The organism is Glycomyces xiaoerkulensis (assembly GCF_002798405.1).
Taxonomy (GTDB): Bacteria; Actinomycetota; Actinomycetes; order Mycobacteriales; family Micromonosporaceae; genus Glycomyces; species Glycomyces xiaoerkulensis.
Genome location: NZ_PGGV01000004.1, coordinates 98,631 through 121,938 on the forward strand (window position 1 = coordinate 98,631; position 23,308 = coordinate 121,938).

Here is a 23,308-nt window from a genome sequence, read left to right on the forward strand (position 1 = left end):
GTCGCGTGCTTGACCGCTTCTCGGACCGCGTCGGCGACCTCATCGTCGGGCTCGCCACCGCGTTCGTCATCCTGGTGTGGACGGGCATCGACGCGGCCCTGCGCGAGCAGGACCCGCACGGGCTCTCCGAGCCGATCGCCTGGGCGGCGGTGGTGGTCGCGTGCGCGGCTCTGTTCTTCCGCAGCTCGTACCCGCTGGCGGTCGCGATCGTCGCCTGGACGTGCGCGCTGGTGTACTACCCGGCCTCGGCGATCGACGGGCCGATGCTGCTGGCGTTCGTCATCGCGCTGTACTCGCTGGCGGCGCACGGCAGGACGGTCGCGGCGAGCATCATAGGAGCGCTCACCTTCGTCCTGAGCTTCGTCTCGGAGATCCTGTCGGACTTCCAGCACCTGACCGAGGCCGAGTTGCTGCTGCTGTCGGGGTGGTACATCGCGATCGTCGCCATCGGCACGGTGGTGGCCCACTACCGGCGCTACCGGGCCGAGATGGAGACCGCCCTCGCCGAGGGGCGGCGCCGCAGCGCCGCCGAGGAGCGGCTGCGGATCGCCCGCGAGCTGCACGACGCGGTCGGCCACCACCTGTCGCTGATCAACGTCCAGTCCGTCGCGGCCCTGCGCAAGCTCAAGCGGAACCCCGACCACGACACCGGTGAGACGCTCCAGGTCGTCGCCGACACCAGTCGGCTGTCGCTGCGCGAGCTGCGCTCCCTGGTGGCGGTGCTGCGCGAGGCCGGAGAGGACTCCCCGACCGATCCGGGGCCCAGCCTCGACCACCTGCCGGCCCTGGTGGCGGCGGCGGAGGCGGCGGGTCTGGAAGTGGAGCTGCGCGAGGACGGGCGGGCCGAGCTTCCGGCGGCGGTCGACGCGGCGGCCTTCCGGGTGATCCAGGAGGCGCTGACCAACGTCGTCAGGCACGCCGAGGCGAGCCGGGTCCAGGTGGGCGTCGTGTGCGGGGCCTCCACACTGGCCGTCCGCGTGGCCGACGACGGGAGGGCGAAGTCCGGCAAGGCGCTCCCCGGCAACGGCCTGGCGGGCATGCGCGAGCGGGCCGAGGGCCTTGGCGGTACCTTCGATGCGGGGCCCGCCGAGGACGGCGGCTTCGTCGTCGAGGCCACCTGGCCGATGGAGGTGCAGTCTTGATCGGAGTGATGCTGGTCGACGACCAGCGGCTGGTCCGCGCCGGATTCGCCTCGATCCTGGACGACGAGGACGACATCGAGATCGTCGCCGAGGCCGAGGACGGAGCCCAGGCGCTGGAGCTGATCCGGAGCCGCCGGCCCGATGTGGTCCTGATGGACATCCGGATGCCGACCGTCGACGGCCTGGAGGCGACCGAGCGGATCGGCGCCGACCCGAAACTGGCGGGCGTCAAGGTGATCATCCTGACCACCTTCGACGAGGACGACCACGTCTACCGGGCGCTGCGGGCCGGCGCCAGCGGGTTCCTGGTCAAGGACACCGACCCCGACGAGCTGATCCGGGGCGTCCGGGTGGTCGCCGAGGGCGAGGCGCTGATCTCGCCGACGGTCACCAGGCGCCTGATCCGCGAGTTCGCCGGGCGCGTGGCCAGGCCGGGGCCGAGTCCGAGGCTGGCGGCGCTGACCGAACGCGAGACCGAGGTGCTAGGGCTGGTCGCCTCCGGCATGAGCAACGACGAGATCGCCGGGGCGCTGTTCCTGTCCCCGGCGACGGCGAAGACGCACGTCAGCCGCATCATGACGAAGCTGTCGGCGCGCGACCGGGCGCAGTTGGTGGTCACCGCCTACGAGTCGGGGCTGGTGCGGCCGACCTGGACCGAGGGTTGATGCGACCCGGGGCGTACGCCCCGGGCGGTTCCGGCACCTGAGTGGTAGGCCGATTGACTCTGCCGGGCCGATGCGGGCCGGGCGCCGGCGCGGCGATAGTCGTTCCCATGCAACCGAAATCAGATGCCCGCAGTACGGCCTCGCCCACCGCGCGGCTCGCCCGGTGGACGCAGCGCCGCCCGCTGGTCGCCCTGGCGGCCTGGATCCTCGCGTTCGCCGGGGCGATCGGAGCCGCGATCACGGCCGGCTCGGCGTTCGAGGACGACCAGTCGATGCCGGGGACCGAATCGCAGGAACTGTTCGACGTGCTCGACGAGCACGCGCCCGAGGCGAACGCCGCCACCGTGCAGATCGTGTTCGGCGAACCGGACGGCGTGGAGTCCGAGCGGGACCGCGTCGAGGCGGTCCTCGACCGGGTCGCAGAGTCACCGGGGGTGACGAGCGTCGACGATCCGTTCGGCGGCTTCGGTACCGTCTCCGAGGACGGCACCGTCGCCTACGCCACGGTCGGCTTCGACGGCGACGCCGAGGACGCGGCGGAGCTGCTGGAGGTGACCGAGTCCGCCTCCGGCGACGGCCTGACCGTGGCGGCCGGCGGCGATCCGGTCCGCGAGGCCGAGGAAGGCGAGGGCGGGGTCGCCGAGGCGGTCGGGATGGCGACCGCCCTGGTGATCCTGGTGCTCATGTTCGGCTCGCTGTTGGCGGCCAGCCTGCCGCTGATCACCGCGGTGTTCGCCGTGGGCGTCACCTTCTGCCTGGCGATGCTCGTCTCGCACGCGCTCACCCTGCCGACCTACCTGACCCCGATCATCTTCCTGGTGGGTCTGGGCGTCGGCATCGACTACGCGCTGCTGATCTTCGCCCGCTACCGATCCGAACTGCTGAACGGCTCCAACCGGAACGGCGCGGCGACGGTCGCGCTCGACACCGCCGGACGGTCGGTGCTGTTCGCCGGGTCGGTGGTCATCGTGGCGCTCATGGGCCTCTACGCGCTCGGTCTCGGCTCGCTGCAGGCGGTCGCGGTCGCGGTGGCGCTGGTCGTGCTGGTCACGATGATCGCCTCGGTGACGCTGCTGCCGGCGCTGCTGTCGCTGTTCGGCAAGAAGATCGAGAAGCGGGTCCGCAGGCGCGCCGCGAAGGCCAAGGGGACCCCGGGCCGGCGCTGGGCCGGCTGGTCGCGGTTCATCGAAAAGCGCGCCCCGGCCGTGCTCGCGGTCGTCGTCGCCGGGCTCGTGGCGCTGTCGGCGCCGCTGACGGACCTGCAGCTCGGCTTCGCCGACGCGGGCACCGAATCGGAGGAGCTGCAGAGCCGGCAGGCCTACGACATGCTCTCCGAGGGCTTCGGGGCCGGCTTCAACGGCCCGCTGCTGGTCGTCACCGACGGCACCCGGACCGAGGCCGAGGCCGCCGCGGCGGCCATGTCCGGACTCGGCACGGTCGAGCAGGTCAGCCCGGCCGCCGAGATCGGGGAGGGCCTGTGGATGTCGAACGTCATCGGCACCGCCGGGCCCTCCGACGAGGCCACCGTGGACCTGGTGCACCGGTTGCGCGACGACGTGCTCGACGAGGCCCCCGGCGACCAGCTCGTGGGCGGCTCCACCGCCGCGGCGATCGACTTCGCCGACATCATCTCCGACCGCGCGCCGCTGTTCCTGCTGCTGGTGGTCGGCCTGTCGATGGTTCTGCTGACGGTGGTGTTCCGGTCGATCCTCATCCCGGTCAAGGCGGCGATCCTGAACCTGCTGACCATCGGCGCCTCCCTGGGCCTGGTCACCTGGATCTTCCAGGAGGGGATGTTCGGCATCCAGCCCGGCCCGGTCGAGGCGTTCGTGCCGGTGATGGCCTTCGCGTTGATTTTCGGCCTGTCGATGGACTACGAAGTCTTCCTGGTCTCCCGCATCCGCGAGGAGTGGGTCCGCACCGGCGTTCCGACCGAGGCCGTCCGCAAGGGACTTGCCTCCACCGGCGGGGTCATCACCGCGGCCGCGGCGATCATGATCGCGGTCTTCGCGGCGTTCATGCTCAACGACGCCCGGCTGCTGCAGCAGTTCGGCATCGGCATGGCCGCGGCCATCTTCATCGACGCGTTCGTCATCCGCTGCCTGCTGGTCCCGGCGATCATGAAGGTCATGGGCCGGTCGGCCTGGTGGATGCCGAAGCGGCTCGACCGCCTCATCCCGCACATGACGGTCGAGCCCGAGCCCGAGCGGCCCGCCCGCACCTCCGAGCCGGTCGCGACCGGCTGACCCGGGCAGGGTGATCCGGCCCCGGCGCCATGGTGCCGGGGCCTTTCGGTCACGATGGGGTCGCCGCTCGGCTTGCGATGCGGACATACACTCAAGCGGAACAAATCGGAATCCGCTCGCTATCCACCCCCCATCGCAGATTGGCGGCACGACTCCATGACTCAGACACCCCCGGGCCACGGCCCGCAGGTCCCCGACCATTACCCCGCCCAGCCGACCGGCTCCTGGAACGCCCCGCCCCCGGCCGCCGCCCGGCAGGCCCCGCCGAAGGCGGGCCGCAGGATCGCCGGCCGGGCCGTCGACCTCGCCGTGTGGGCGCTGGCGATGTTCCTGATCGGGACCTGGGCCGTCCAGAGCGTCACCGAGCGGGCCGTGGACGTGCTGCCGCGGGAGGTCGTCGGCGCGGCCGTGGGCGTGCTGACCTCCGGCGGCGACGTCGAGTCCGCCTCCGGCGACATCGGTGAGGCCGCTTGGGACCTGGTCGTCTCGCGATTCCGGCTAGCTATCCTGCTCATGATCGGATTCCACCTGGCCTACGAGGCCGCCGCGAACCTGTGGAAGGGCCGCACCCTCGGCCGCCTGGCACTGGGCATGCGGATCATCGGCCGGAGCCGACCCGGCATCGGCTTCGGGCGCGCGCTGGCGCGCGCGGCGGTGACCGTGGGATGCACCGGGGCGCTGTACGGGCTGGCCTGGATCGCGCTGCTGCACGGCAACCTGCTGGCCGGGTTCGGGCTCTGGCTGCTGTCGGTGGCGGCGCTCATCACGTACGTGGTGGTGCCGATGCTCGGCGCCGAGCGGCGCTCGCCGGCGGACATGGCGGCCGGCACCAGGGTGGTCCGCGCCGGCGCCCGCGCGGGAACCGGTCCGGCCGCGGCGAGCGCGGTCGGAGCCGCCCGCCAGGGCACGGCGCAGGCCGCGCAGCGCGTGCCGGTGCAGCGGCTGGCCGAGTCCGAACCGGTGCGCCGGGCCAGGGAGACCGGCGGCCGCTGGGCCGGCCAGGCCGCCGAGAGCGAGCAGGCCCGCCGCCTGCGCGAGCTGGGGTCGTCGGCCAAGGGCCGGGTCACCGACGCCTACCGGAACCGCCGGGGCGACCGGCCTCCCCCGCCCCCGGGTCCTCAATAGCCACTTCCGCGGTCGATGTGCGGACGGGGGTTGACATTGCGCCATTACATTTGGATATTGACATGTGTAAGTAGACAATCGTGGCGCGAGGTTGGGAGCGCTGCCAAACCCCTGGGAGCCCTAATGAAGCGTTCGCCCCACCTCCTGCGGACGGCCCTCGCCGCCATCGGAGGGCTGTTCCTCGCGGGAGTCCTCGCCGCACCCGCGGCGGCCGAGCATCCGACGTACGCACCGAGCCCGTTCGAAGTCACCGACACCGGCGAAGACCTGTGCACCGAGTTCTACTCCGAAGGCCGGGCCTTCTGGCCGGCCTCGCACGACCCCGAGGCCCCCTCGGTCCAGGTCGAAGGCACCGGGACGCTCCTCTACCCGCCGCCGGACACCATCTGCCTCTCCGTGGTGCCCAGCCCGCGGCAGATCGAGTTCACCGGCTACGTCGCGGGCGAGGCGGTGGCCGAGCACGCCGAACCGTTCGACCGCCCCGACACCGGCCCCGACACCGGCCCGGCCTTCGACTACTCCTTCTCGATGGCCTCGCCGGACGGCTCCGAGATCGAGCGGCTGACCGTCGCCGTCTGCACCGTGCCCGGCGAGTACGAATCGGACTGGGACGGCCGCTGCGGTGACGGCGTCACCGTCCGGCCGGGTTCGGGCGGCGAGCCTCCGATCGAGCCGTACTGCACCTTCGACTTCGCGGTCGTCAACGATTGGGGATCGGGCTACCAGGGGTCGGTGACCATCACCGCCGAGGAGCCGATCGAGACCTGGCGGCTGCTCCTCCAGCTCTACGAAACCCAGCAGATCACCTCGGTCTGGAACGCGAACGTCTCCCAGAGCGGATCCACGGTGGAGATCACCCCGACCGAATGGGGCGAAACGGGCGCCTACAGCATCACCGTCGGCTTCCTCGTCTCCGGTTCGAGCGAGCCGCCGCCGCTCATCGAGGCCTGGGCCAACGGCCGGGAGTGCTCGGCGGTATAGAGCCTGAGGCCGCGGGGCGCTCACCGGTGTCCCGCGGCCCGCCTCGTCAGCCGAACCGGGCGCGCGAGCGCTCCACGGCCTCGCGCACGGCCGCGAGCTGGTCGGCCACGGCCTTCGGGCCGGTCGAACCCGGGGTCGTGCGCGCGGCCAGCGCGCCGTCCACGTCGAGCACCGCCTTGACCGACGGGTCGAGGTGCTCGGAGATCCCGGCGAGATCGGCGTCGTCGATCCGGTGCAGTTCGATGCCGCGCTCCTCGCAGTGGGCGACACAGGATCCGGCGATCTCGTGGGCGGTGCGGAACGGCACCCCCTTGCGCACCAGCCAGTCGGCGATCTCGGTCGCCAGCGAGAAGCCGGTCGGGGCCGCCTCGCGGGGGACGTCGACGTTGAAGGCCAGGGTTCCGACCATCCCGGTCACGGCCGGCAGCAGGAGCGCCAGGTTGTCCAGGGAGTCGAAGACCGGTTCCTTGTCCTCCTGGAGGTCCTTGTTGTAGGCGAACGGGAGCCCCTTGAGCGTGGTCAGCAGGCCGACCAGGTTGCCGGTGAGGCGCCCGGCCTTGCCGCGGGCGAGCTCGGCGACGTCCGGGTTCTTCTTCTGCGGCATGATCGACGAGCCGGTGGAGAAGGCGTCGTCAAGGGTGACCCACCCGAATTCCTGGCTCGCCCAGAGGATGACCTCCTCTCCCAGCCGGGAGAGGTGGACGCCGATCATGGAGCAGACGAAGGCGAGTTCGGCGGCGAAGTCGCGGTCGGCGACTCCGTCGATCGAGTTCGGCGCCGGCGCCTCGAAACCCAGTTCCGACGCGACGGCGGCCGGGTCGAGCGGCAGGGACGAACCCGACAGCGCCCCGGAGCCGAGCGGCGAGACCGCCGCCCGTTCGTCCCAGTCGGACAGGCGGCCGAGGTCGCGCAGGAACCCCTGGGCGTGCGCGAGCAGTTGGTGGCCCAAGGTGACCGGCTGGGCGTGCTGCAGGTGGGTCATGCCCGGGGCGGGCGCGTCGGCGACCGTCGCGGCCTGGTCGGCGAGCGCGCCCACCAGGTCGGCGAGGTCCGCTGCGAGCCCGCGGGCGTGGTCTCGGCAGTACAGGCGCAGGTCGGTGGCGATCTGGTCGTTGCGGCTGCGCCCGGCGCGGAGCTTGCCGCCCAGGTCGCCGAGGCGTTCGACCAGGCCGCGTTCGAGCGCGGTGTGGACGTCCTCGTCGGCGACGGTGCCGGTGAAGGCCCCGGATTCGACGTCGGCGGCCAGTTCGTCGAGCGCGGCGAGCATCCGATCGAGCTCGTCGTTCGTGAGCAGGCCGGCGCGGTGCAGTACGCGGGCGTGGGCGGCCGAGGCTTGGAGGTCGTACGGCGCCAGCCGCCAGTCGAAGCCTATCGAGGCGTTGAGGGCTTCGAGGGCGGCCGCGGGGCCGCCGGAGAAGCGGCCCCCCCACAGCTTCGTCATGCGGCGTCCTCGGCCTTGGCCCGCTCGTTCCGGGCGGCGGCGAGCTTGGACGGCAGGCTCCACAACTCGACGAAGCCGCGCGCGTTGGACTGGTCGAACGTGTCGCCTTCGTCGTAGGTGGCCAGGTCGAAGTCGTACAGGCCGGTGTCGGAGCGGCGGCCGGTGACGGTGGCCTTGCCGGCGTGGAGGCTGAGCCGGACCTCGCCGTTGACGTGGGTCTGGGTGTCGGCGATGAACGCCTCCAGGCTGGTCTTGAGCGGCGAGTACCACAGGCCGTCGTAGGCCAGTTCGCCCCAGCGCTGGTCGACGCCGCGCTTGAAGCGGGCCTGCTCGCGTTCGAGGGTGACGTTCTCGAGTTCCATGTGGGCGGCGATGAGCGCGATGCCGGCCGGGGACTCGTAGACTTCGCGGCTCTTGATGCCGACGAGGCGGTCTTCGACCATGTCGATGCGGCCGATGCCCTGGGCGCCGGCGCGCCGGTTGAGCTCGTCGACGAGGTCGAAGGCGGACTTGCGGGCGCCGTCGAGGGCCACCGGGCGGCCGGACTCGAAGGTGATGACGACCTCGTCGGCTTCGCGGGGTGCGGCCGGGTCGTCGGAGTAGGCGTAGATGTCCTCGATCGGGCCGTTCCAGATGTCCTCGAGGAAGCCGGTCTCGACCGCGCGGCCCCACAGGTTCTGGTCGATGGAGTACGGCGACTTCGTGGTCACGTCGATCGGGAGGTTCTTCTCCTCGGCGAACGCGATGGCCTTGTCGCGGGTCCAGGCGAAGTCGCGGGCGGGGGCGACGATCTTCAGGTGCGGGGCGAGGGCGGCCAGGCCGGCCTCGAAGCGGACCTGGTCGTTGCCCTTGCCGGTGCAGCCGTGGGAGACGATGGTGGCGCCGTGCTTCTGTGCGGCGGCCACGAGGTGCTTGACGATCAGAGGCCGGGACAGGGCCGACACCAGCGGGTAGCGGTCCATGTAGAGCGCGTTGGCCGCCACCGCCGGGAAGCAGTACTCGGCCGCGAACTCCTCGCGGGCGTCGACGACCTCGGCGGCCACGGCGCCGCAGCCGAGGGCCCGTTCGCGGATGGCGTCGAGATCCTCGCCGCCCTGGCCGACGTCGATGGCCACGGCGATCACTTCGGCGTCGAGCTGCTCGGCCAGGTACGGGATCGCCACGGACGTGTCGAGGCCCCCGGAGTAGGCGAGCACCACTTTCTCGGTCATTGCTGGTTCTCCTTCATCTGTTCACTGGTGGTGGTGTAGGGGCTGGACGGTTCGCGGCCGGGCGATGGCGCCTTGCCGGCCCAGGCGAGCATCTGCTCGGCGACCTCCAGGCCGGTGACGCCGTCGCGGGCGATGACGGCGATGGTGTCGTCGCCGGCGATCGTGCCGATCACATCGGACAGTCCGGAGCGGTCGATGGCGCTGGCCAGGTACTGGGCCGCTCCCGGCGGGACGCGCAGGACGGCCATGTTGGCCGAGTGGTCGGCCGAGACCAGCAGTTCCCGCAGGAGGCGCTGGAGCCGGTCCGGCGGTGCTTCGGAGTCGCGCAGGGGCCGTTCGCCTTCGGGGAAGATCGAGTAGACGGCCGGGCCGCCGTCGGTGCCGCGGACCTTGACCGCTCCGAGCTCTTCGAGGTCCCGGGAGATCGTGGCCTGGGTGGCGTCCATGCCGTCGGCGGCGAGCAGCTTCTGCAGCTCGGGCTGGGAGTGGATCGAGCGGGTGGAGATGAGCTCGACGATCAGGGCCTGCCGCGCGGCCTTGCTGGTGGGCTGGTTCATCGGTTCTCACCTCCCACGATCCGGGCGAGCAGGGCCTTCTGGGCGTGGAGGCGGTTCTCGGCCTGGTCGAACACGCGCGATCGCGGGCCGTCCATGACCTCGTCGGTGATCTCCTCGCCGCGGTGGGCCGGGAGGCAGTGCAGGACGATCGCGTCGTCGGCGGCGTGGCTGAGCAGCCGCTCGTTGAGCTGGTATTCGCTGAGGTCCTCCAGGCGCCGTCCGCGATTCTCCACGCCCATCGAGACCCACGAGTCGGTGGAGACCACATCGGCGCCGGCGACCGCTTCGACGGGGTCGGCGGTGACGGTGGCCGAGCCGCCGGTGACGGCGTTGATCTCGGCGGCGCGGGCGAGCACGGACGCATCGGGCTGGTATCCGGCCGGCGCCCCGACGCGGACGTGCATGCCGGCGAGGGAGCAGGCGAGCACGGTGGAGTTGCCCATGTTGAACGCGGCGTCGCCGACGAAGGCGACCGAGGCGCCTTGGAGGGGCTTGTGCTCGGCGATCGTCTGGAGGTCGGCCAGCAGTTGGCAGGGGTGCCGGCCGTCGGTGAGGGCGTTGACGACCGGGACGGTGGCGTGGTCGGCCAGCTCGGCGATGCGGTCGTCGCCGAAGGTGCGGATGACGACGGCGTCGACGTAGCCGGACAGGACGCGGGCGGTGTCGGCGATGGTCTCGCCGCGGCCGAGCTGCGTGGACTGGGCGTCGACGACGACCGGGTGGCCGCCGAGTTCGGCGATGCCGACCTGGAAGGACAGGCGGGTGCGGGTCGAGGGCTTCTCGAAGATCACGGCGATCGACTTCGGACCTGCCAGGTCGGCGCGGCCGTGCCGGTCGCCCTTCATTTCGGCGGCCAGGTCGAGGATCCGGGCCTGTTCGGCCGGGGTCAAGTCGTCGTCGGTCAAGAAGTGCCGGGTCACGGTCGACCTCCTGGGGTGGGCTCGACCTCGTCGAGCGCGGCGGCGAGTTCGTCGCAGCACTCGTCGAGTTCGTTCCGGGTGATGGTGAGCGGGGGCGCGATCCGGATGGTGTCGGGCCGCACCGGGTTGGCGAGCACGCCGCGCGAGGCGAGGGCCGCGCAGACGTCGGCGGCGATCGGCTCGGTCAGCGCGATGCCGCGCCACAGCGCGGTGCCGCGCACTTCGGCGACGCGCGGAATGTCGGCGAGGCGCGAATCGAGGTGCTCGCCCAGGTCGAGGACCTGGTCGAGCAGGTGCTCGCGTTCGATGGTGTCGATGACGGCGAGGGAGGCGGCGCAGGCGATCGGGTTGCCGCCGAAGGTGGAGCCGTGCGTGCCGGGGGTGAGGGCGTCGGCGTGGGGTCCGGCGGCGATGACCGCGCCGATGGGCAGGCCTCCGCCGAGGCCCTTGGCGACGGTGATCACGTCGGGGGCGATTCCGGCGGCGTGGTGGGCGAACCAGGCGCCGGTGCGGCCGAAGCCGGACTGGACCTCGTCGATCACCAGGGCCGCACCGGCCTCGGCGGTGTACCGCCGGGCGGCGGCGAGGTATCCGGGCGGGGCGGGGACGACGCCGGCCTCACCTTGGACCGGTTCGAGGAATACGGCGGCGCAGTCGTCGTCGACCGCGGCCTTGAGGGCGTCGGCGTCGCCGTAGGTGACGAACTCGACCTCGCGTCCCAGCGGCTCGAACGGTTCGCGGATCGCGGCTTTGCCGGTGATCGACAGCGCACCGAGGCTCCTGCCGTGGAAGCCGTTCTCGGCGGCGACGATCTTGCTCCGGCCGGCCTGCTTTCCCGCCAGCAGCGCCAGCTTGAGGGCGGCCTCGTTGGCCTCGGTCCCGGAGTTGCAGAAGAACACCTTGCCCTCGACCCGCGAGAGCTCGAGCAGCTTCTCGGCCAGCTCGATCTCCTTCTCGTGCAGGTAGAGGTTGGAGGTGTGGGCGAGCCGGGCGGCCTGGGTGGAGACGGCCTCGACCAGCGCGGGGTGGCTGTGGCCGAGGCTGGAGACGGCGATGCCGCCGATCATGTCCAGGTAGGCGTTGCCGTCGACGTCGGTGACGCGGCGGCCCTCGCCTTCGCGGATCGCGACCGGGGGCAGCCCGTAGTTGCCCATGATCGCGGCCTGGAAGCGCCGCTTGAGTTCGTCCGAATAGGTCATTTCTCCTCCACGACCATGGTGCCGACGCCCTCGGAGGTGAAGATCTCCAGCAGCGTCGAATGGGGGACGCGCCCGTCGATCACGTGCGCTTGGGGGACGCCGCCCTTGACCGCGCGCAGGCAGGCCTCCATCTTCGGGACCATGCCCGACTGGAGGTTCGGCAGCAGCTCGGCGAGGCGGGCGGTGGTGACCTGCCTGAGGAGACTGCTCTGATCGGGCCAGTCGGCGTACAGGCCCTCGACGTCGGTGAGGACGATGAGCTTCTGGGCGCCCAGGGCCTCCGACAGCGCGGCGGCGGCGGTGTCGGCGTTGAGGTTGTACAGCACGCCCTCGTGGTCGAGGGCGACGGTGGAGACGACCGGGATGCGCCCGGCGTCGATGATGTCGTCGATCGCGGCGGTGTTGACCGAGGCGATGTCGCCGACCCGGCCCACGTCGACCCGTTCGCCGCCGACGTCGGCCCAGCGGCGCTTGGCGGTGAACAGCCGGGCGTCCTCGCCGCTCATGCCGACCGCGTGCGGGCCGTGGTTGTTGATGAGCCCCACCAGTTCCCTGCCGACCTGGCCGACCAGGACCATGCGGACGACGTCGGCGGTCTCGGGGGTGGTGACGCGCAGGCCGCCTTTGAATTCGGAGGCGATGTCGAGCTTCTCGAGCATGGCCGAGATCTGGGGGCCGCCGCCGTGGACGACGACGGGTTTGATGCCGACCTGCCGCAGGAACACCATGTCGGCGGCGAAGGCGTTCTGGAGTTCGGGCTCGATCATGGCGTTGCCGCCGTATTTGACCACGACGACATGGCCGGCGAAGCGCTGCAGCCAGGGCAGGGCCTCGATCAGCGTCTCGGCCTTGCCGAGCGCGTCCTTGAGGTGCGGTGCGAGGTTTTCGATGCTCATGTGGAGTAGGCCGAGTTCTCGTGGACGTAGTCGTGGGAGAGGTCGTTGGTCCAGACCGTCGCCTCGGCGTCGCCGTTGTGGAGGTCGACGGTGATGTCGACGGCGCGGCCGGAGAGGTCGACCAGGTCGCGCGGCTGCCCGGCGGCGCCGCCCTTGCAGATCCGGACGCCGTTGACGGCCACGTCGACCGCGTCGGCGTCGAAGGGCGCCTCCGCGCAGCCGACGGCGGCGAGGATGCGGCCCCAGTTGGGGTCGCAGCCGAACATGGCGGTCTTGACCAGGTTGTCGCGCGCGACCCGCCGGGCGACCTCGACCGCGTCGTCCTCGGTCTGCGCTCCGGCGACGGTGATGGCGATGTCCTTGGTCGATCCTTCGGCGTCGGACAGGAGCCGCCCGGCGAGGTCCCGGCACAGGCCGGTGAGCGCGGCGGCGAACTCGGCCGGATCGGCCTCGACCCCGGAGGCGCCGGAGGCCAGCAGCAGAACGGTGTCGTTGGTCGACATCGAACCGTCGGAGTCGAGCCGGTCGAACGAGAGGCGGCAGGCCTCCCCCAGGGCGGCGTCGGCCGACTCGGCGTCGACGACGGCGTCGGTGGTGAGGGTGACCAGCATGGTGGCGAGGCCGGGCGCGAGCATGCCGGCGCCCTTGGCGATGCCGCCGATCGCCCAGCCGGCCTCGGAGGTGCGGACGGCGTTCTTGGGGACCGAGTCGGTGGTCATGATCGCGGTGGCGGCGTCCTCGCCGCCGGTCTCGGCGAGCGCGTCGGCCGCGGTGTCGACCCCCGGCAGGAGCCGGTCCATCGCGAGCCGCTCGCCGATGAGCCCGGTGGAGCAGACGGCGACCTCGACGGCGCCGCAGCCGAGGGCGGCGGCGGTCTTCTCGGCGGTGGCGTGGGTGTCCTGGAAGCCCTCGGGCCCGGTGCAGGCGTTGGCGCCGCCGGAGTTGAGGACGACCGCTTTGAGGCGGCCGTAGGTGAGGACCTGCTGGGACCACTTGACCGGGGCGGCCTTGACGCGGTTGCCGGTGAACCGGCCGGCGGCGACCTGCGAGGGGCCGTCGTTGACGACCAGGGCGAGGTCGGACTTGCCCGAGCCCTTGAGCCCGGCGGTGACGCCGGAGGCCCGGAAGCCCTTCGGAGTCGTGACGGTCATGCGTTTACTCCTGTTTGGGGCGAGGCGAGCGAAGCGAGCCGGCGGGTGGGGCGACGGGTGCGGGCGTCATGGGGCCACCCCGTTCACGGTCAGGCCGGTCGCCTCGGGCAGGCCGAGCATGAGGTTGGCGCACTGGACGACCTGCCCGGCCGCGCCCTTGCCGAGGTTGTCGACCGCGGAGACGACGATGATGCGGCCCGAGTCGAGGTCGACGCCGCCCTGGAGGTGGGCGGCGTTGGTGCCGTAGGTGGCGCCGGTGGCCGGCCAGGCGCCCTCGGGCAGGAGGTGGACGAAGTGCTCGCCGTCGTAGGCCTTGGCGAGGACGTCGCGGACGTCGGCGGCGGTGGCGGCCGCGGCGGGCTTGGCGGTGACGGTGGCGATGATGCCGCGCGGCATGGGCGCCAGCAGAGGGGTCATCGACACGCCGGTGGCGCCGGTGGCCTGCTTGATCTCGGGCACGTGCTGGTGGGCGCCGGTCTTGTAGGGGCTCATCGAGCCCATCACCTCGGTCGCCAGCAGGCGCTTCTTCGGCGAGTTGCCGGCGCCGGAGGTGCCGGAGGCGGCCACGACGACCACGTCGTCGGCCTCGGCGAGCCCCGATTCGACGAGAGGTCGCAGGGCCAGGGTGACCGACACGGCGTAGCAGCCGGTGGCGGCGACCCGGTCCGAGGCGGCGATGGCCTCGCGCTGTCCGGGCAGTTCGGGCAGCCCGTAGGTCCAGGATCCGGCGTGGGGGCCGCCGTAGTAGGCCTCCCAGGCGGCGGCGTCGTCGAGCCGGTGGTCGGCGCCGAGGTCGACGATCTTGGTCCCGGTCGGCAGTTCGGCGGCCAGCGCGGCCGACTGGCCGTGCGGGAGGGTCATGACGACCAGGTCGGCGCCGGCCAGGCGCTCCGGAGCGTTCTCGCAGAAGCGCCGGTCGGCGTAGGCGGTGAGGTGGGGGTGGACGGCGGTGATCGGTTCACCGGCCTGGCTGTGGGCGCCGGCGGCCGCCACCTCGAGCTGGGGGTGGTCTGCGAGCATCCGCAGCACCTCGCCGCCCGCGTAGCCGCTGGCTCCTGCCACGGCGACCTGGTACGTCACGGGAAACCTCCGAACTGAATGACTATGCATATCACTGTATCAGCATTCAGTCCGGGGCGAGGCGGCGATTCCGGTTTGTGGGACGAGCCACTGCCCTGCTCGTTCGCGGAGGCGGAGCGGAGACCGGCATGATGGTCCGATGGGCGGAGAGGAACGGGCGCCGCAGGCGCCGTCGTGGGAGTCGTATTCGGGTGCGATGCGCGCGTTCGTGCTGGGCAATGAGCTGCTGGCGTTCGCGCTGGAGCTGGCGGTCTTCGCGTTCGCGGCCTGGTGGGCGCTCTCGCTCGACCTCGGCTTGGGGGCCAGGCTCGCGATCGGTGTCGCGGCGTTCCTGGCGATCGCCGCGTTCTGGGGCGCCTTCGCCGCGCCGAAGGCACCGGTTCGGCTGCCGGTGTACGGCGTCCTCCTGGTCAAGGCGGTGGTCTTCGGCGCGGGCGCGCTCGCGTTGTGGGCGGTCGGTCAGCCGACCGCGGCCGCGGCTTTCGGCGTCCTGGTGGTGGCGAACACCGGACTGGTCACCGCGATACGAGCCGGACGATCTCGGTAGGTTCGGGGGTCGGCCAGGTGTCGGGGTCGGACATCTCCGAGACGAACGGGACCCAGACCGAGAGGACGAAGACCATGTACAGGATCCAGAAGACGATGGAGGCCAAGCCGATCCAGCCGAGGACGATCCCGGCCACCGCGAAGCCGCGTCCTTGCTCGCCGCGCTCCTCGATCTGGCGCTTGGCGATGTACCCGAAGATGAGGGCGAGGACGCCGATCGGGTTGCAGGCGCCGACGATGCCGACCACCAGCGCGGCGATCGACATGCCGTTGGTGGGCGGGGACGGCGGCGGGTACGGGTAGGCGTACGGCGGCGGATAGGGCGGGGGTGCGCCGGGCGGCTGCTGGGGCGGTTGCGGGGGCGGTTCGGGCGTCGACATGCGGGCTGCTCCGATCGTCGGACTGAAGTCGGTTCAACCTAGTATCCCGCTTGCGGTCCGGCTGCGTCAGTCCGTGCCGGGCCCCGGTCGGCGCGTCGGGCCCGTTCGCGTCCGAGCAGAGGGTTGAAGCCCCACCAGCAGAGCATCGCCGTGCCCACACCGACGGCGGCCCCGGCGGCGGTGTCGGTCGGCCAGTGGGCGTGGAGCCAGGTGCGCGACCACATCATCCCCAGTACGAGCAGCCCGGCGACCGGCCACCACCAGTGGGCGCCGACGGGGACGGCGATCACGGTGAAGGCCACGACGACCGCGGCCATCCAGGCCGAGTGCCCGGACGGGAACGCCAGCGAGGCGACCGCGGCGGCGTTCTCGGGCGGGCGCTCACGGCCGCCGAAGAGCTTGAGCAGGTCGATGAGGACGCCGGAGGCTGTGGCGGCGGCGACGGCGAACAGCGCCGACCACCAGCGGCGCATCGCGACCAGGAGGACGGCGAGCGCGAGTACGGCGATCGTCCCCGGCCGGGCGCCGACCCGGTCGAACAGCACGGCGGCGTTCCACAGGAGACCGTCGTGCGAGCCGTCCGTCAGGCGCAGCCAGGCGTCGTCCAGCGGTTGGAACGGCGGGTCCGGATCGTTCCGGATCCACCAGGCGACCGCGGCCGGGCCCAGGACGAGCAGCGCGGCGATCGGCAGCGTCGCCGCGGGCTTCGGGAACGGCCGGGGCACCGCGGAGGCTTCCTAGACCGCCGAGACGGCGGTGGATATGGCGACGATCGCGGCGATGATGTACAGGGCCCAGAAGATGGTGAAGCCGACCGAGACCCAGCCGAGGACGCGGCCGGCCTTGGCGAGCGGGCGGCCGATGCCCTGGCCGGCCTCGATCTGCCGCTGGGCGGTCTTGCCGAAGGCCAGACCCATGATCCCCAGCGGCGAGGTCATGAAGATCAGGCCGCACACCATGGCGGCGACGGCCTTGCCGTTGATCTCGACGCCGGTCTGGTACGGCGGGTAGGGCGGCGGCATGCCCGGTTGGGGCGGCGGGGGATACGCGCCGGGGGCGGCCTGCCCCGGCGGGGGCTGCATCGGCGGCGGTTGCGGGGCATACGGGTCCGGTGAGGACATGGCGTTCTCCGTTGGTGTCGCGGGTGTGCGGGCCTTCGCATCGTAGACGCCCGGTCCGACCGCGGCGGCGGTGCGGTCAGCACAGGAACCAGCAGTCGTCGGTGGGTTCTTCGCCGGGTTCGTCCGAGGTCTCCTCCTCGGTCGGCTCCTCGCTGGGTTCGTCGGGCGACTCGCTGGTCGCTTCGGGAGGATCGCTCGGCTCCTCCGAGGGCTCCTCGCTGGCGGGCTCTTCGGACGACGGCTCCTCGCTCGGCGACGGGGCGGGGTCCTCGCCGTCGCCGGCTGCGCCCTCCCACGGTTCGGGGCGGTAGTCCTTCACGTCGACGGCGGTGTCGACGACCCGGCGCCACACCGGTACGCCGGCGGTGTCGGCCACCTCGGAGGATCCGGCGTCGGCGACCCAAGCCGCGACGCTGAGCTGCGGAATGGCGCCAACGTACCACGACTGGGGCGGTTCCTCGGGCCAGGAGCCGGAGAGCCCGAAGAAGTCGCGGCCCGCTATCGCGTCGCCGTGGCCGAGGCCGATGTACTGGAGGTCGCGGGCGGTGTCGGTGGCGATCGCCTGCTCGGTGCGGATGCCCTCGTCGGGTTGCAGGGTGCCGCCGTCGGGGCCGAGGACCCGGTCGACCAGGTGCGGCCGGGCGCGCAGGCCGTTGCCCGCGATGGTGGCGTAGGCGGCTGCCATGTCGAGCACGCTGACGGGGTAGCGCCCGAACTCGGTGGGCTCGAACGCCTCGGGGTCGACCTCCTCGGCGAACCGGTGGACGTTGCCGTCGCCGTCGGTGAGCGCGGTGATGCCCAGGTCGATCGCGGTCTCGATGACGGCTTCGGTGCCGTAGTGCTCGGCGACGGCACCGATCGCGGCCGTGCGCGACCGGCGGACCGCGTCGGCGAGGGTGACTTCGCCGCCGCCGTCGGGCCAGGTCGAATCGATCGAGGCGCCGTGCTCGATGGCGGTGGCGGCGGTGACCATGTCGAACACCGAGGCGGGCGGATGCGGGGCGGCCTGGCCGACCTGGTCGGTGCCGGTGTCGTCGTGGGCGCCGTGGTAGACGAGGATCGCGCCGCTGCCGGGTTCCACCGCGACCACGCCCGCGGAGGAGCCGGCCTCTTCGGCGGCCCGCTGGAGGCGACGGTCGAGGGTGAGGACGACCCGGACGGCGTCCGGGTCGTCGGCGGCGTCGTAGAGCCGCTCGGGGGTGAGGCCGTATCGGCGCTCGAGTTCGGTGTGGATCCGCTCGACCAGGCCGGGGTGGCGCTCGGCGAAGTCGTCGGGCACGGTCTCGCCCCCGGCGTACCGCAGCGGCCCTTCCCGATCCCCGCCGGCTTCGGTGACCGGCTCGTCGGCGCCGAAGCGCTCGGCGCCGAGCACGATGCCGACGGCCAGGACCAGGCCGACGGCGGCTGCGACGGTGTAGTGCAGTCGCCCGACTCCGGCCGGGGCCCAGGGGAGGCCGCCGTCGGCGCGGTGGCGGCCGCCGGGGCCGACCGATCCGTGGCGGTGGCTGCGGAGTCGGCCGCCGGTGCGCCGCTGCGCTGCGCTGACGCGAGGGGTACTCCCGTATTCCACATGCGTACCTTAAAAGGCGCGTACCACCCGGCGGCACCCGGTATCCGCATTCCACCCGATTCGCTTCTAATAGGATGGGCCGGTGGGGACCCGCCCCGACCGGCCCGTACCGGATGCAATCGGTCACTCGCGGAGGGTCGCCCCGAAACGCTCAGCCGCGACCGCGACGGCGCCGTCGCGCACCGCGACGCCCTCCTCGTTGGTCAGCGTCCTGTCGGCCGCGCGCAGTTCCAGCTTGAACGCGAGCGACTTGCGGTCCGCACCGAGTTTGGCGTCGCGGTAGACGTCGAACAGCCGCAGGGACTCCAGCAGCGCCCCCGCCCCCTCGCGCAGCGCGCCCTCGACCTCGCCGGCCGGGACGGACTCGGACACGACCAGGGCCACGTCGATGAGCGTCGCCGGGTAATGCGAGATCACCGGCGCCGCGGCCGTCTCCGGCAGCGGTATCGCCGACAGGTCCAGCTCCATCGCCGCGGTCCGCTTCGGCAGCCCGAGCGCCTCGCAGACCTCCGGGTGCAGCTCCCCGGCGTGGCCGACGACCCGCTCGTCGACGGTCAGTTCGGCGCAGCGGCCCGGGTGCCACGGCGCGGACTCGCCCTGGACGACCGCGAGCGACGCCCCGGCGGCCTCGGCGACGGTCTCGGCCGCCTCGATCGCGTCGGCCCAGTCCACCGCGCGCCCGGAGCCGTCGACGCCGTCCGGCTCGGCCCGGCCGCACAGCATCGCCGCCACGTGGCGCGGCTGCTCGGGCAGGCGCCGCACGGCCTCGGCGATCGAGGCGTCGTCGGGCCGGCGGGCGACCGGCAGATCGACCACGGGCCGCTCCGCCCAGCCCTCCGGCGGCCGGAAGACCAGGCCCTCCTCGAACACCGCCAGGTCCCTCACGCCGCGGGCCAGGTTGGTCCTGACCGCACCCACCAGACTCGCCAGCACCGAGGTGCGCAGCAGCGGAGCGGCCTCGTCGAGCGGATTGAGCACCGCCACGGCGTCGCGCCGCTCGTCCTTCTCGGCATAGCCGAGCTCGTCGAACCGCTCGCGGCCGACGAACGGGAACGTGTAGGTCTCGACGTAGCCGTGGTCGGCCAGCGCGCGGGCGACGCGGCGCCGCCGCCGCTGGGAGGCGGTCAGGCCGGTCCCGGCCAGGGCGCGCGGGATGCTGGAGGGGATCCGGGCGTAGCCGTCCAACCGCGCGACCTCCTCGACCAGGTCCGCCGGGTCGGTCAGGTCCGGGCGCCAGGTGGCGGGCGTGACGGTGAGCCGCTCGGCTCCGCCCTCGACCGCGCAGCCGGCGGCCTCGAGCATCGCCACCACGGTGCCGCGGTCGTACTCGACGCCGACGGTCGCCGACGGCAGGCCCACCGGCAGCTCGATCGGTTCGACCGGTCGCCGGCGGTCGATGTCGGCGACCTCGTCGGCGAGGGTGCCGCCGCCGTATTCGACCAGCAGGTCGGCCGCGCGCTGCGCCGCGATCAGGCTCAGGGCGGGGTCGGCGCCGCGCTCGTAGCGCTTGGCGGCCTCACTGGTCAGTTTGTGGCGCCGCGAGGTCCGTGCGATCGAGACCGGATCCCAGTGGGCGGCCTCGACCAGGACGTTGCCGGTCCCGGGTCCGACCTCGGAGGTCTGGCCGCCCATGACGCCGGCCAGGGAGATCGGGCCGGTGTCGTCGCAGATGACCATGTCCTCGGCGTCGAGGGTGCGCTCGACGCCGTCGAGCGTGGTCAGCTTCTCGGCGGCCGCCGCCCGGCGCACGACCAGGCCGCCTTCGAGGCGGTCGAGGTCGAACGCGTGGAGCGGGTGGCCCAGTTCGAGCATCAGGTAGTTGGTGACGTCGACCGCCAGGCCGAGCGGGCGCATCCCGGCGTGGGTGAGCCGGCGGGCCATCCACTCCGGGGCGGGCGCGTTCGCGTCGACGCCGCGGACGGCGCGGAGGGTGAAGCGGGTGCAGCCGTCGGTGTCGACCCGGATCGGGTGCGGCTCCTTCGCCGTGGCCGCCGGCTCGGCGGCCTTCCCGGCCGGGTCGGTGAAGGCGGTGCCGAGCCGGTGGGCGACCTCGCGGGCGACGCCGCGGATCGAGAAGCAGTAGCCCATGTCGGGGGTGATCGCCAGCTCGAACACGACGTCGTCGAGGCCGACCGCGGGCCGGGCGTCGGCGCCGACGGTGCCCTCGGTCAGGACCATGATGCCCTCGTGGTCGTCGGAGACGCCCAGTTCGCGGGCCGAGCAGATCATGCCGTCCGACAGCCGCCCGTAGGTCTTGCGGGAGCCGATGGCGAACCCGCCGGGCAGGACCGCTCCGGGCAGTGCGACGGCGACGAGGTCGCCCTCGGCGAAGTTGGTGGCGCCGCAGATGATCGAGCGGGGCTCGTCCTCGCCGACCTCCACGTGGCAGTGGCGGATCGGCTTTTTGAATTCGGTGAGTTCCTCGACCGAGGCGACCTTGCCGACCACGAGCGGGCCTTCGACCTGCTCGCGCAGGTCGTGGACCTCCTCGACTTCGAGTCCGGCGTCGACCAGGGCCTGGTCGAGCCGCTCGACGGTCACGTCCTCGGGTAGGGCGGCGTATTCGCCGAGCCAGGAGACTGGGATCCGCATCCGTTTATTCCTCCACTCGCAGTCCGGCGGGGAAGCGGACGTCCCCGTCGGTCATGTCCCGCATGTCGGTGATGCCGTGGCGCAGCATCAGCGCGCGCTCGACGCCCATGCCGAAGGCGAAGCCCGAGTAGACCTCGGGGTCGATGCCGCAGGCGCGCAGCACCCGCGGGTTGACCATGCCGCAGCCGCCCCACTCGATCCAGCGGGCCCCGTCCTTGTGGGCCGAGAACCAGACGTCGACCTCGGCGCTCGGCTCGGTGAACGGGAAGTAGGACGGGCGCAGCCGGGTGACCGCGTCGGGGCCGAACACCGACTTGGCGAAGTGGTCGAGGGTGCCTTTGAGGTCGGCCATGGTGATGCCCCGGTCGACCACCAGGCCCTCGGTCTGGTGGAACACCGGCGAGTGGGTGGCGTCGAGCTCGTCGGTGCGGTAGACGCGGCCGGGCGCGACGGTGTAGATGGGCGGCTCCCGGCGGAGCATGGTGTGGATCTGGACGGTCGAGGTGTGGGTGCGCAGCACCATGCCCGAGCCGCCGCCCCCGTCGCCGCCGGCCAGGTGGAAGGTGTCCATCATGGTCCGGGCCGGGTGGTCGGGGTGGATGTTGAGCGCATCGAAGTTGAACCATTCCAGTTCGACCTCGGGGCCCTCGCCGATCTCGTAGCCCATCGCGACGAACAGGTCGGCGATGCGGTCCATCTGGACGCTGATCGGGTGGCGGGCGCCGACGCGGCGGCGGGGCGTGCGGGCGGTGACGTCGACGGTCTCCTCGCGGAGGATCCGCGCGGCCTCCTCGGCCTCCAGCGCGGCCCTGCGGGCCTCGAAGACGGCGGTGATCTCGGCGCGGGCGGCGTTGACGTTGCGGCCGGCCTCACCGCGCTCGGGGCCCGGCAGCGATCCGATCGCGCGGCGGGCCAAGGAGACCGGCGCCTTGTCGCCGAGGCAGGCGGACTTGGCCGCGGCCAGCTCCGCCGGCGTGGAGGCGCCCTCGATGGCGCTGGTCGCTTCTTTGACGGCCCTGGTCAGGGCCTCGGGCTGGAGCAGGCCAGCCGGACTGTCGTTCTCGTTGCTCATTCGTTCTCTCCTGGCGGGACCGTAAGGAGTGTAGGGAAGCCGTGCGGCTCTGCCGCAGCCCGCCAGGGAGTGTGTGGGCCTCTAGCGCCACAGCCCGCACCCGGCGGGCCGGCTAAATGCGCGAAGACCGTGGGACATGCCCCGATCATAGCGACCGTCCGCGGGCGGCCGCACCCCGCTCACGGGGCGGACCGCCGACGCGCGGCGCTCGCGTACAGGCACACACCGGCGGCCACGGCGAGGTTCAGGCTCTCGGCCCGGCCCCACATGGGGACGCCGACCCGGCGGTGCGCCCGGACCTGGGTCGGCTCGTCCAGGCCGTGGGCCTCGGAGCCGAACAGCCACACCGTCGGCGCGTCGAGATCCCCGGCCGCGCTCAGCGCGAACAGGTCCTCCCCGCCTGCGGCGGCCGCGAGGATCTGGGCGTGGTCGAACACGTCCAGCAGCTCGGCGGTGTCGGCGCCGCGGACGACCGGCAGATGGAACAGGCTCCCGGACGAGGCGCGCACGCACTTGCCGTTGTACGGGTCGACCGAGCCGGTGCCGAACACCACGCAGTCGGCCCCGGCCGCGTCGGCGGCGCGCAGCACGGTCCCGGCGTTGCCGGGGTCGGTGACGCCGTGGAGCACCGCCACCAGGTTCGCCTCCGGCGGGAGCCGCTGGTCGCCGAACCGGCAGGCGGCGACCAGGCCCTGCGGGGTGACCGTCTCGGCCAGCGCGGCGAGCGCGTCGTCGGCGACCGGGTGGACGTGGGCGCCGGCGGCGATCGCGTCGTCGATCAGGTCGCTGTGCCGGGTGTCGGCCTCGATGTCGTAGAACAGGTCCTCCACCGCGCCCGCGCCGACCGCCTCGCGGACGGCCTGCGGGCCTTCGGCGAGGAAGCGGCGGGCTTTGTCGCGGCCGCGGCGGCGCTGGAGCTTCCTGGCAGCGACAACCCGGGACGATCGCGGTGTGAGCGCGTCCGTCCCGGGTGCCTCGGATGCCATCTAGCGCTCGGCGGGAGCGTTGACGTCCTCGGGGAGGGCCGACTTGGCGACCTCGACCAGGGAGGTGAACGCCCCCGGGTCGTTGACGGCGAGGTCGGCGAGGATCTTGCGGTCCACCTCTACCTCGGCGAGCTTCAGGCCCTGCATGAACCGGTTGTAGCTGATGCCGTTGGTGCGGGCGGCCGCGTTGATGCGGGTGATCCACAGCTTGCGGAACTCGCGCTTGCGGGTCTTGCGGTCCCGGTAGGAGTAGGTGTACGAGTGCAGTAGCTGCTCTTTGGCCTTGCGGTACAGGCGGGAGCGCTGGCCCCGGTACCCCTTGGCTTCTTCGAGTATGGTGCGACGCTTCTTCTTGGCGTTCACCGAACGCTTGACGCGTGCCACAGTTATGTCTCCTTGCGGTTAAGCGGTCTGGGTCAACGAACGG

Annotated in this window: 22 protein-coding genes; 6 read left to right on the top strand and 16 right to left on the bottom strand. The window is 72.4% G+C overall.

The genetic code is table 11. The features are described 5' to 3' along the window. Positions 1 to 5: 5 nt before the first annotated feature. The 5 genes from CUT39_RS01335 to CUT39_RS01355 all read left to right on the top strand — a co-directional run bounded on the left by CUT39_RS01335 (position 6) and on the right by CUT39_RS01355 (position 6,159). Positions 6 to 1,142: a sensor histidine kinase gene (locus CUT39_RS01335; RefSeq protein ID WP_100444144.1), complete on the top strand. Its 1,137-nt coding sequence runs from the start codon at positions 6 to 8 to the stop codon at positions 1,140 to 1,142. Next, positions 1,139 to 1,807 carry a response regulator transcription factor gene (locus CUT39_RS01340; RefSeq protein ID WP_100444145.1) on the top strand — a complete coding sequence of 223 codons (669 nt, stop codon included), beginning with the start codon at positions 1,139 to 1,141 and terminating at the stop codon, positions 1,805 to 1,807. Before CUT39_RS01335 ends, CUT39_RS01340 begins: the two co-directional genes overlap by 4 nt. A 107-nt stretch (positions 1,808 to 1,914) precedes the next feature. Further along, positions 1,915 to 4,053 carry an MMPL family transporter gene (locus tag CUT39_RS01345; RefSeq protein ID WP_100444146.1) on the top strand — a complete coding sequence of 713 codons (2,139 nt, stop codon included), beginning with the start codon at positions 1,915 to 1,917 and terminating at the stop codon, positions 4,051 to 4,053. 156 nt (positions 4,054 to 4,209) lie between these two features. Further along, positions 4,210 to 5,178, top strand: coding sequence for an RDD family protein (locus CUT39_RS01350; RefSeq protein WP_157930420.1), 969 nt, complete (start codon positions 4,210 to 4,212; stop codon positions 5,176 to 5,178). Between the two features lie 123 nt (positions 5,179 to 5,301). Further along, positions 5,302 to 6,159, top strand: coding sequence for a cellulose binding domain-containing protein (locus CUT39_RS01355; protein ID WP_157930421.1), 858 nt, complete (start codon positions 5,302 to 5,304; stop codon positions 6,157 to 6,159). 46 nt (positions 6,160 to 6,205) lie between these two features. Here CUT39_RS01355 and argH read toward each other — a convergent pair whose 3' ends face one another. From argH to argC, 8 genes are all read right to left on the bottom strand, one after another. Then, a complete protein-coding gene (gene argH, locus CUT39_RS01360) occupies positions 6,206 to 7,600 on the bottom strand; it encodes an argininosuccinate lyase (protein WP_100444149.1) in 1,395 nt (464 codons plus the stop codon). Further along, positions 7,597 to 8,811, bottom strand: coding sequence for an argininosuccinate synthase (locus tag CUT39_RS01365; RefSeq protein ID WP_100444150.1), 1,215 nt, complete (start codon positions 8,809 to 8,811; stop codon positions 7,597 to 7,599). The genes argH and CUT39_RS01365 overlap by 4 nt, the downstream gene beginning before the upstream one ends. After that, positions 8,808 to 9,368 carry an arginine repressor gene (locus CUT39_RS01370; protein WP_100444151.1) on the bottom strand — a complete coding sequence of 187 codons (561 nt, stop codon included), beginning with the start codon at positions 9,366 to 9,368 and terminating at the stop codon, positions 8,808 to 8,810. Before CUT39_RS01370 ends, CUT39_RS01365 begins: the two co-directional genes overlap by 4 nt. Then, entirely contained in the window at positions 9,365 to 10,288 is a 924-nt protein-coding gene (gene argF, locus CUT39_RS01375; protein ID WP_100444152.1) for an ornithine carbamoyltransferase, read from the bottom strand. Before argF ends, CUT39_RS01370 begins: the two co-directional genes overlap by 4 nt. Continuing rightward, positions 10,285 to 11,487 carry an acetylornithine transaminase gene (locus CUT39_RS01380; protein WP_100444153.1) on the bottom strand — a complete coding sequence of 401 codons (1,203 nt, stop codon included), beginning with the start codon at positions 11,485 to 11,487 and terminating at the stop codon, positions 10,285 to 10,287. The genes argF and CUT39_RS01380 overlap by 4 nt, the downstream gene beginning before the upstream one ends. Then, a complete protein-coding gene (argB, locus tag CUT39_RS01385) occupies positions 11,484 to 12,383 on the bottom strand; it encodes an acetylglutamate kinase (RefSeq protein ID WP_100444154.1) in 900 nt (299 codons plus the stop codon). The genes CUT39_RS01380 and argB overlap by 4 nt, the downstream gene beginning before the upstream one ends. Then, on the bottom strand, positions 12,380 to 13,534 hold the full coding sequence (argJ, locus tag CUT39_RS01390) for a bifunctional glutamate N-acetyltransferase/amino-acid acetyltransferase ArgJ (RefSeq protein ID WP_100444155.1): 1,155 nt from the start codon (positions 13,532 to 13,534) through the stop codon (positions 12,380 to 12,382). The genes argB and argJ overlap by 4 nt, the downstream gene beginning before the upstream one ends. Positions 13,535 to 13,600: 66 nt before the next feature. Further along, positions 13,601 to 14,614, bottom strand: coding sequence for an N-acetyl-gamma-glutamyl-phosphate reductase (gene argC / locus CUT39_RS01395; protein WP_100444156.1), 1,014 nt, complete (start codon positions 14,612 to 14,614; stop codon positions 13,601 to 13,603). Between the two features lie 139 nt (positions 14,615 to 14,753). Here argC and CUT39_RS01400 point away from each other — a divergent pair, with 139 nt between their 5' ends. Next, the gene (locus CUT39_RS01400; RefSeq protein ID WP_198586778.1) at positions 14,754 to 15,161 is read left to right on the top strand and encodes a YrdB family protein; all 408 of its coding nucleotides are present in this window, start codon (positions 14,754 to 14,756) and stop codon (positions 15,159 to 15,161) included. On the opposite strand, the gene CUT39_RS01405 is transcribed toward CUT39_RS01400, so the two are convergent. From CUT39_RS01405 to rplT, 8 genes are all read right to left on the bottom strand, one after another. After that, positions 15,130 to 15,540: a DUF4190 domain-containing protein gene (locus tag CUT39_RS01405; protein ID WP_100444157.1), complete on the bottom strand. Its 411-nt coding sequence runs from the start codon at positions 15,538 to 15,540 to the stop codon at positions 15,130 to 15,132. The genes CUT39_RS01400 and CUT39_RS01405 overlap by 32 nt on opposite strands. A gap of 38 nt (positions 15,541 to 15,578) precedes the next feature. Then, a complete protein-coding gene (locus CUT39_RS01410) occupies positions 15,579 to 16,265 on the bottom strand; it encodes a phosphatase PAP2 family protein (protein ID WP_100444158.1) in 687 nt (228 codons plus the stop codon). A 12-nt stretch (positions 16,266 to 16,277) separates the two neighbouring features. After that, the gene (locus CUT39_RS01415) at positions 16,278 to 16,661 is read right to left on the bottom strand and encodes a DUF4190 domain-containing protein (RefSeq protein ID WP_100444159.1); all 384 of its coding nucleotides are present in this window, start codon (positions 16,659 to 16,661) and stop codon (positions 16,278 to 16,280) included. 76 nt (positions 16,662 to 16,737) lie between these two features. Then, positions 16,738 to 18,231, bottom strand: a complete 1,494-nt coding sequence (locus CUT39_RS01420; RefSeq protein WP_100444160.1) for a penicillin-binding transpeptidase domain-containing protein — start codon at positions 18,229 to 18,231, stop codon at positions 16,738 to 16,740. 123 nt (positions 18,232 to 18,354) lie between these two features. Continuing rightward, positions 18,355 to 20,823, bottom strand: coding sequence for a phenylalanine--tRNA ligase subunit beta (pheT, locus tag CUT39_RS01425; RefSeq protein WP_100444161.1), 2,469 nt, complete (start codon positions 20,821 to 20,823; stop codon positions 18,355 to 18,357). 4 nt (positions 20,824 to 20,827) lie between these two features. Then, positions 20,828 to 21,895, bottom strand: coding sequence for a phenylalanine--tRNA ligase subunit alpha (gene pheS / locus CUT39_RS01430; RefSeq protein ID WP_100444162.1), 1,068 nt, complete (start codon positions 21,893 to 21,895; stop codon positions 20,828 to 20,830). Positions 21,896 to 22,074: 179 nt separating this feature from the next. After that, positions 22,075 to 22,881, bottom strand: a complete 807-nt coding sequence (locus tag CUT39_RS01435) for a TrmH family RNA methyltransferase (protein ID WP_100444163.1) — start codon at positions 22,879 to 22,881, stop codon at positions 22,075 to 22,077. Beyond that, complete coding sequence (rplT, locus tag CUT39_RS01440) at positions 22,882 to 23,265, bottom strand: 50S ribosomal protein L20 (RefSeq protein ID WP_100444164.1); 384 nt, start codon at positions 23,263 to 23,265, stop codon at positions 22,882 to 22,884. It lies immediately after the preceding gene. Positions 23,266 to 23,308 lie beyond the last annotated feature (43 nt).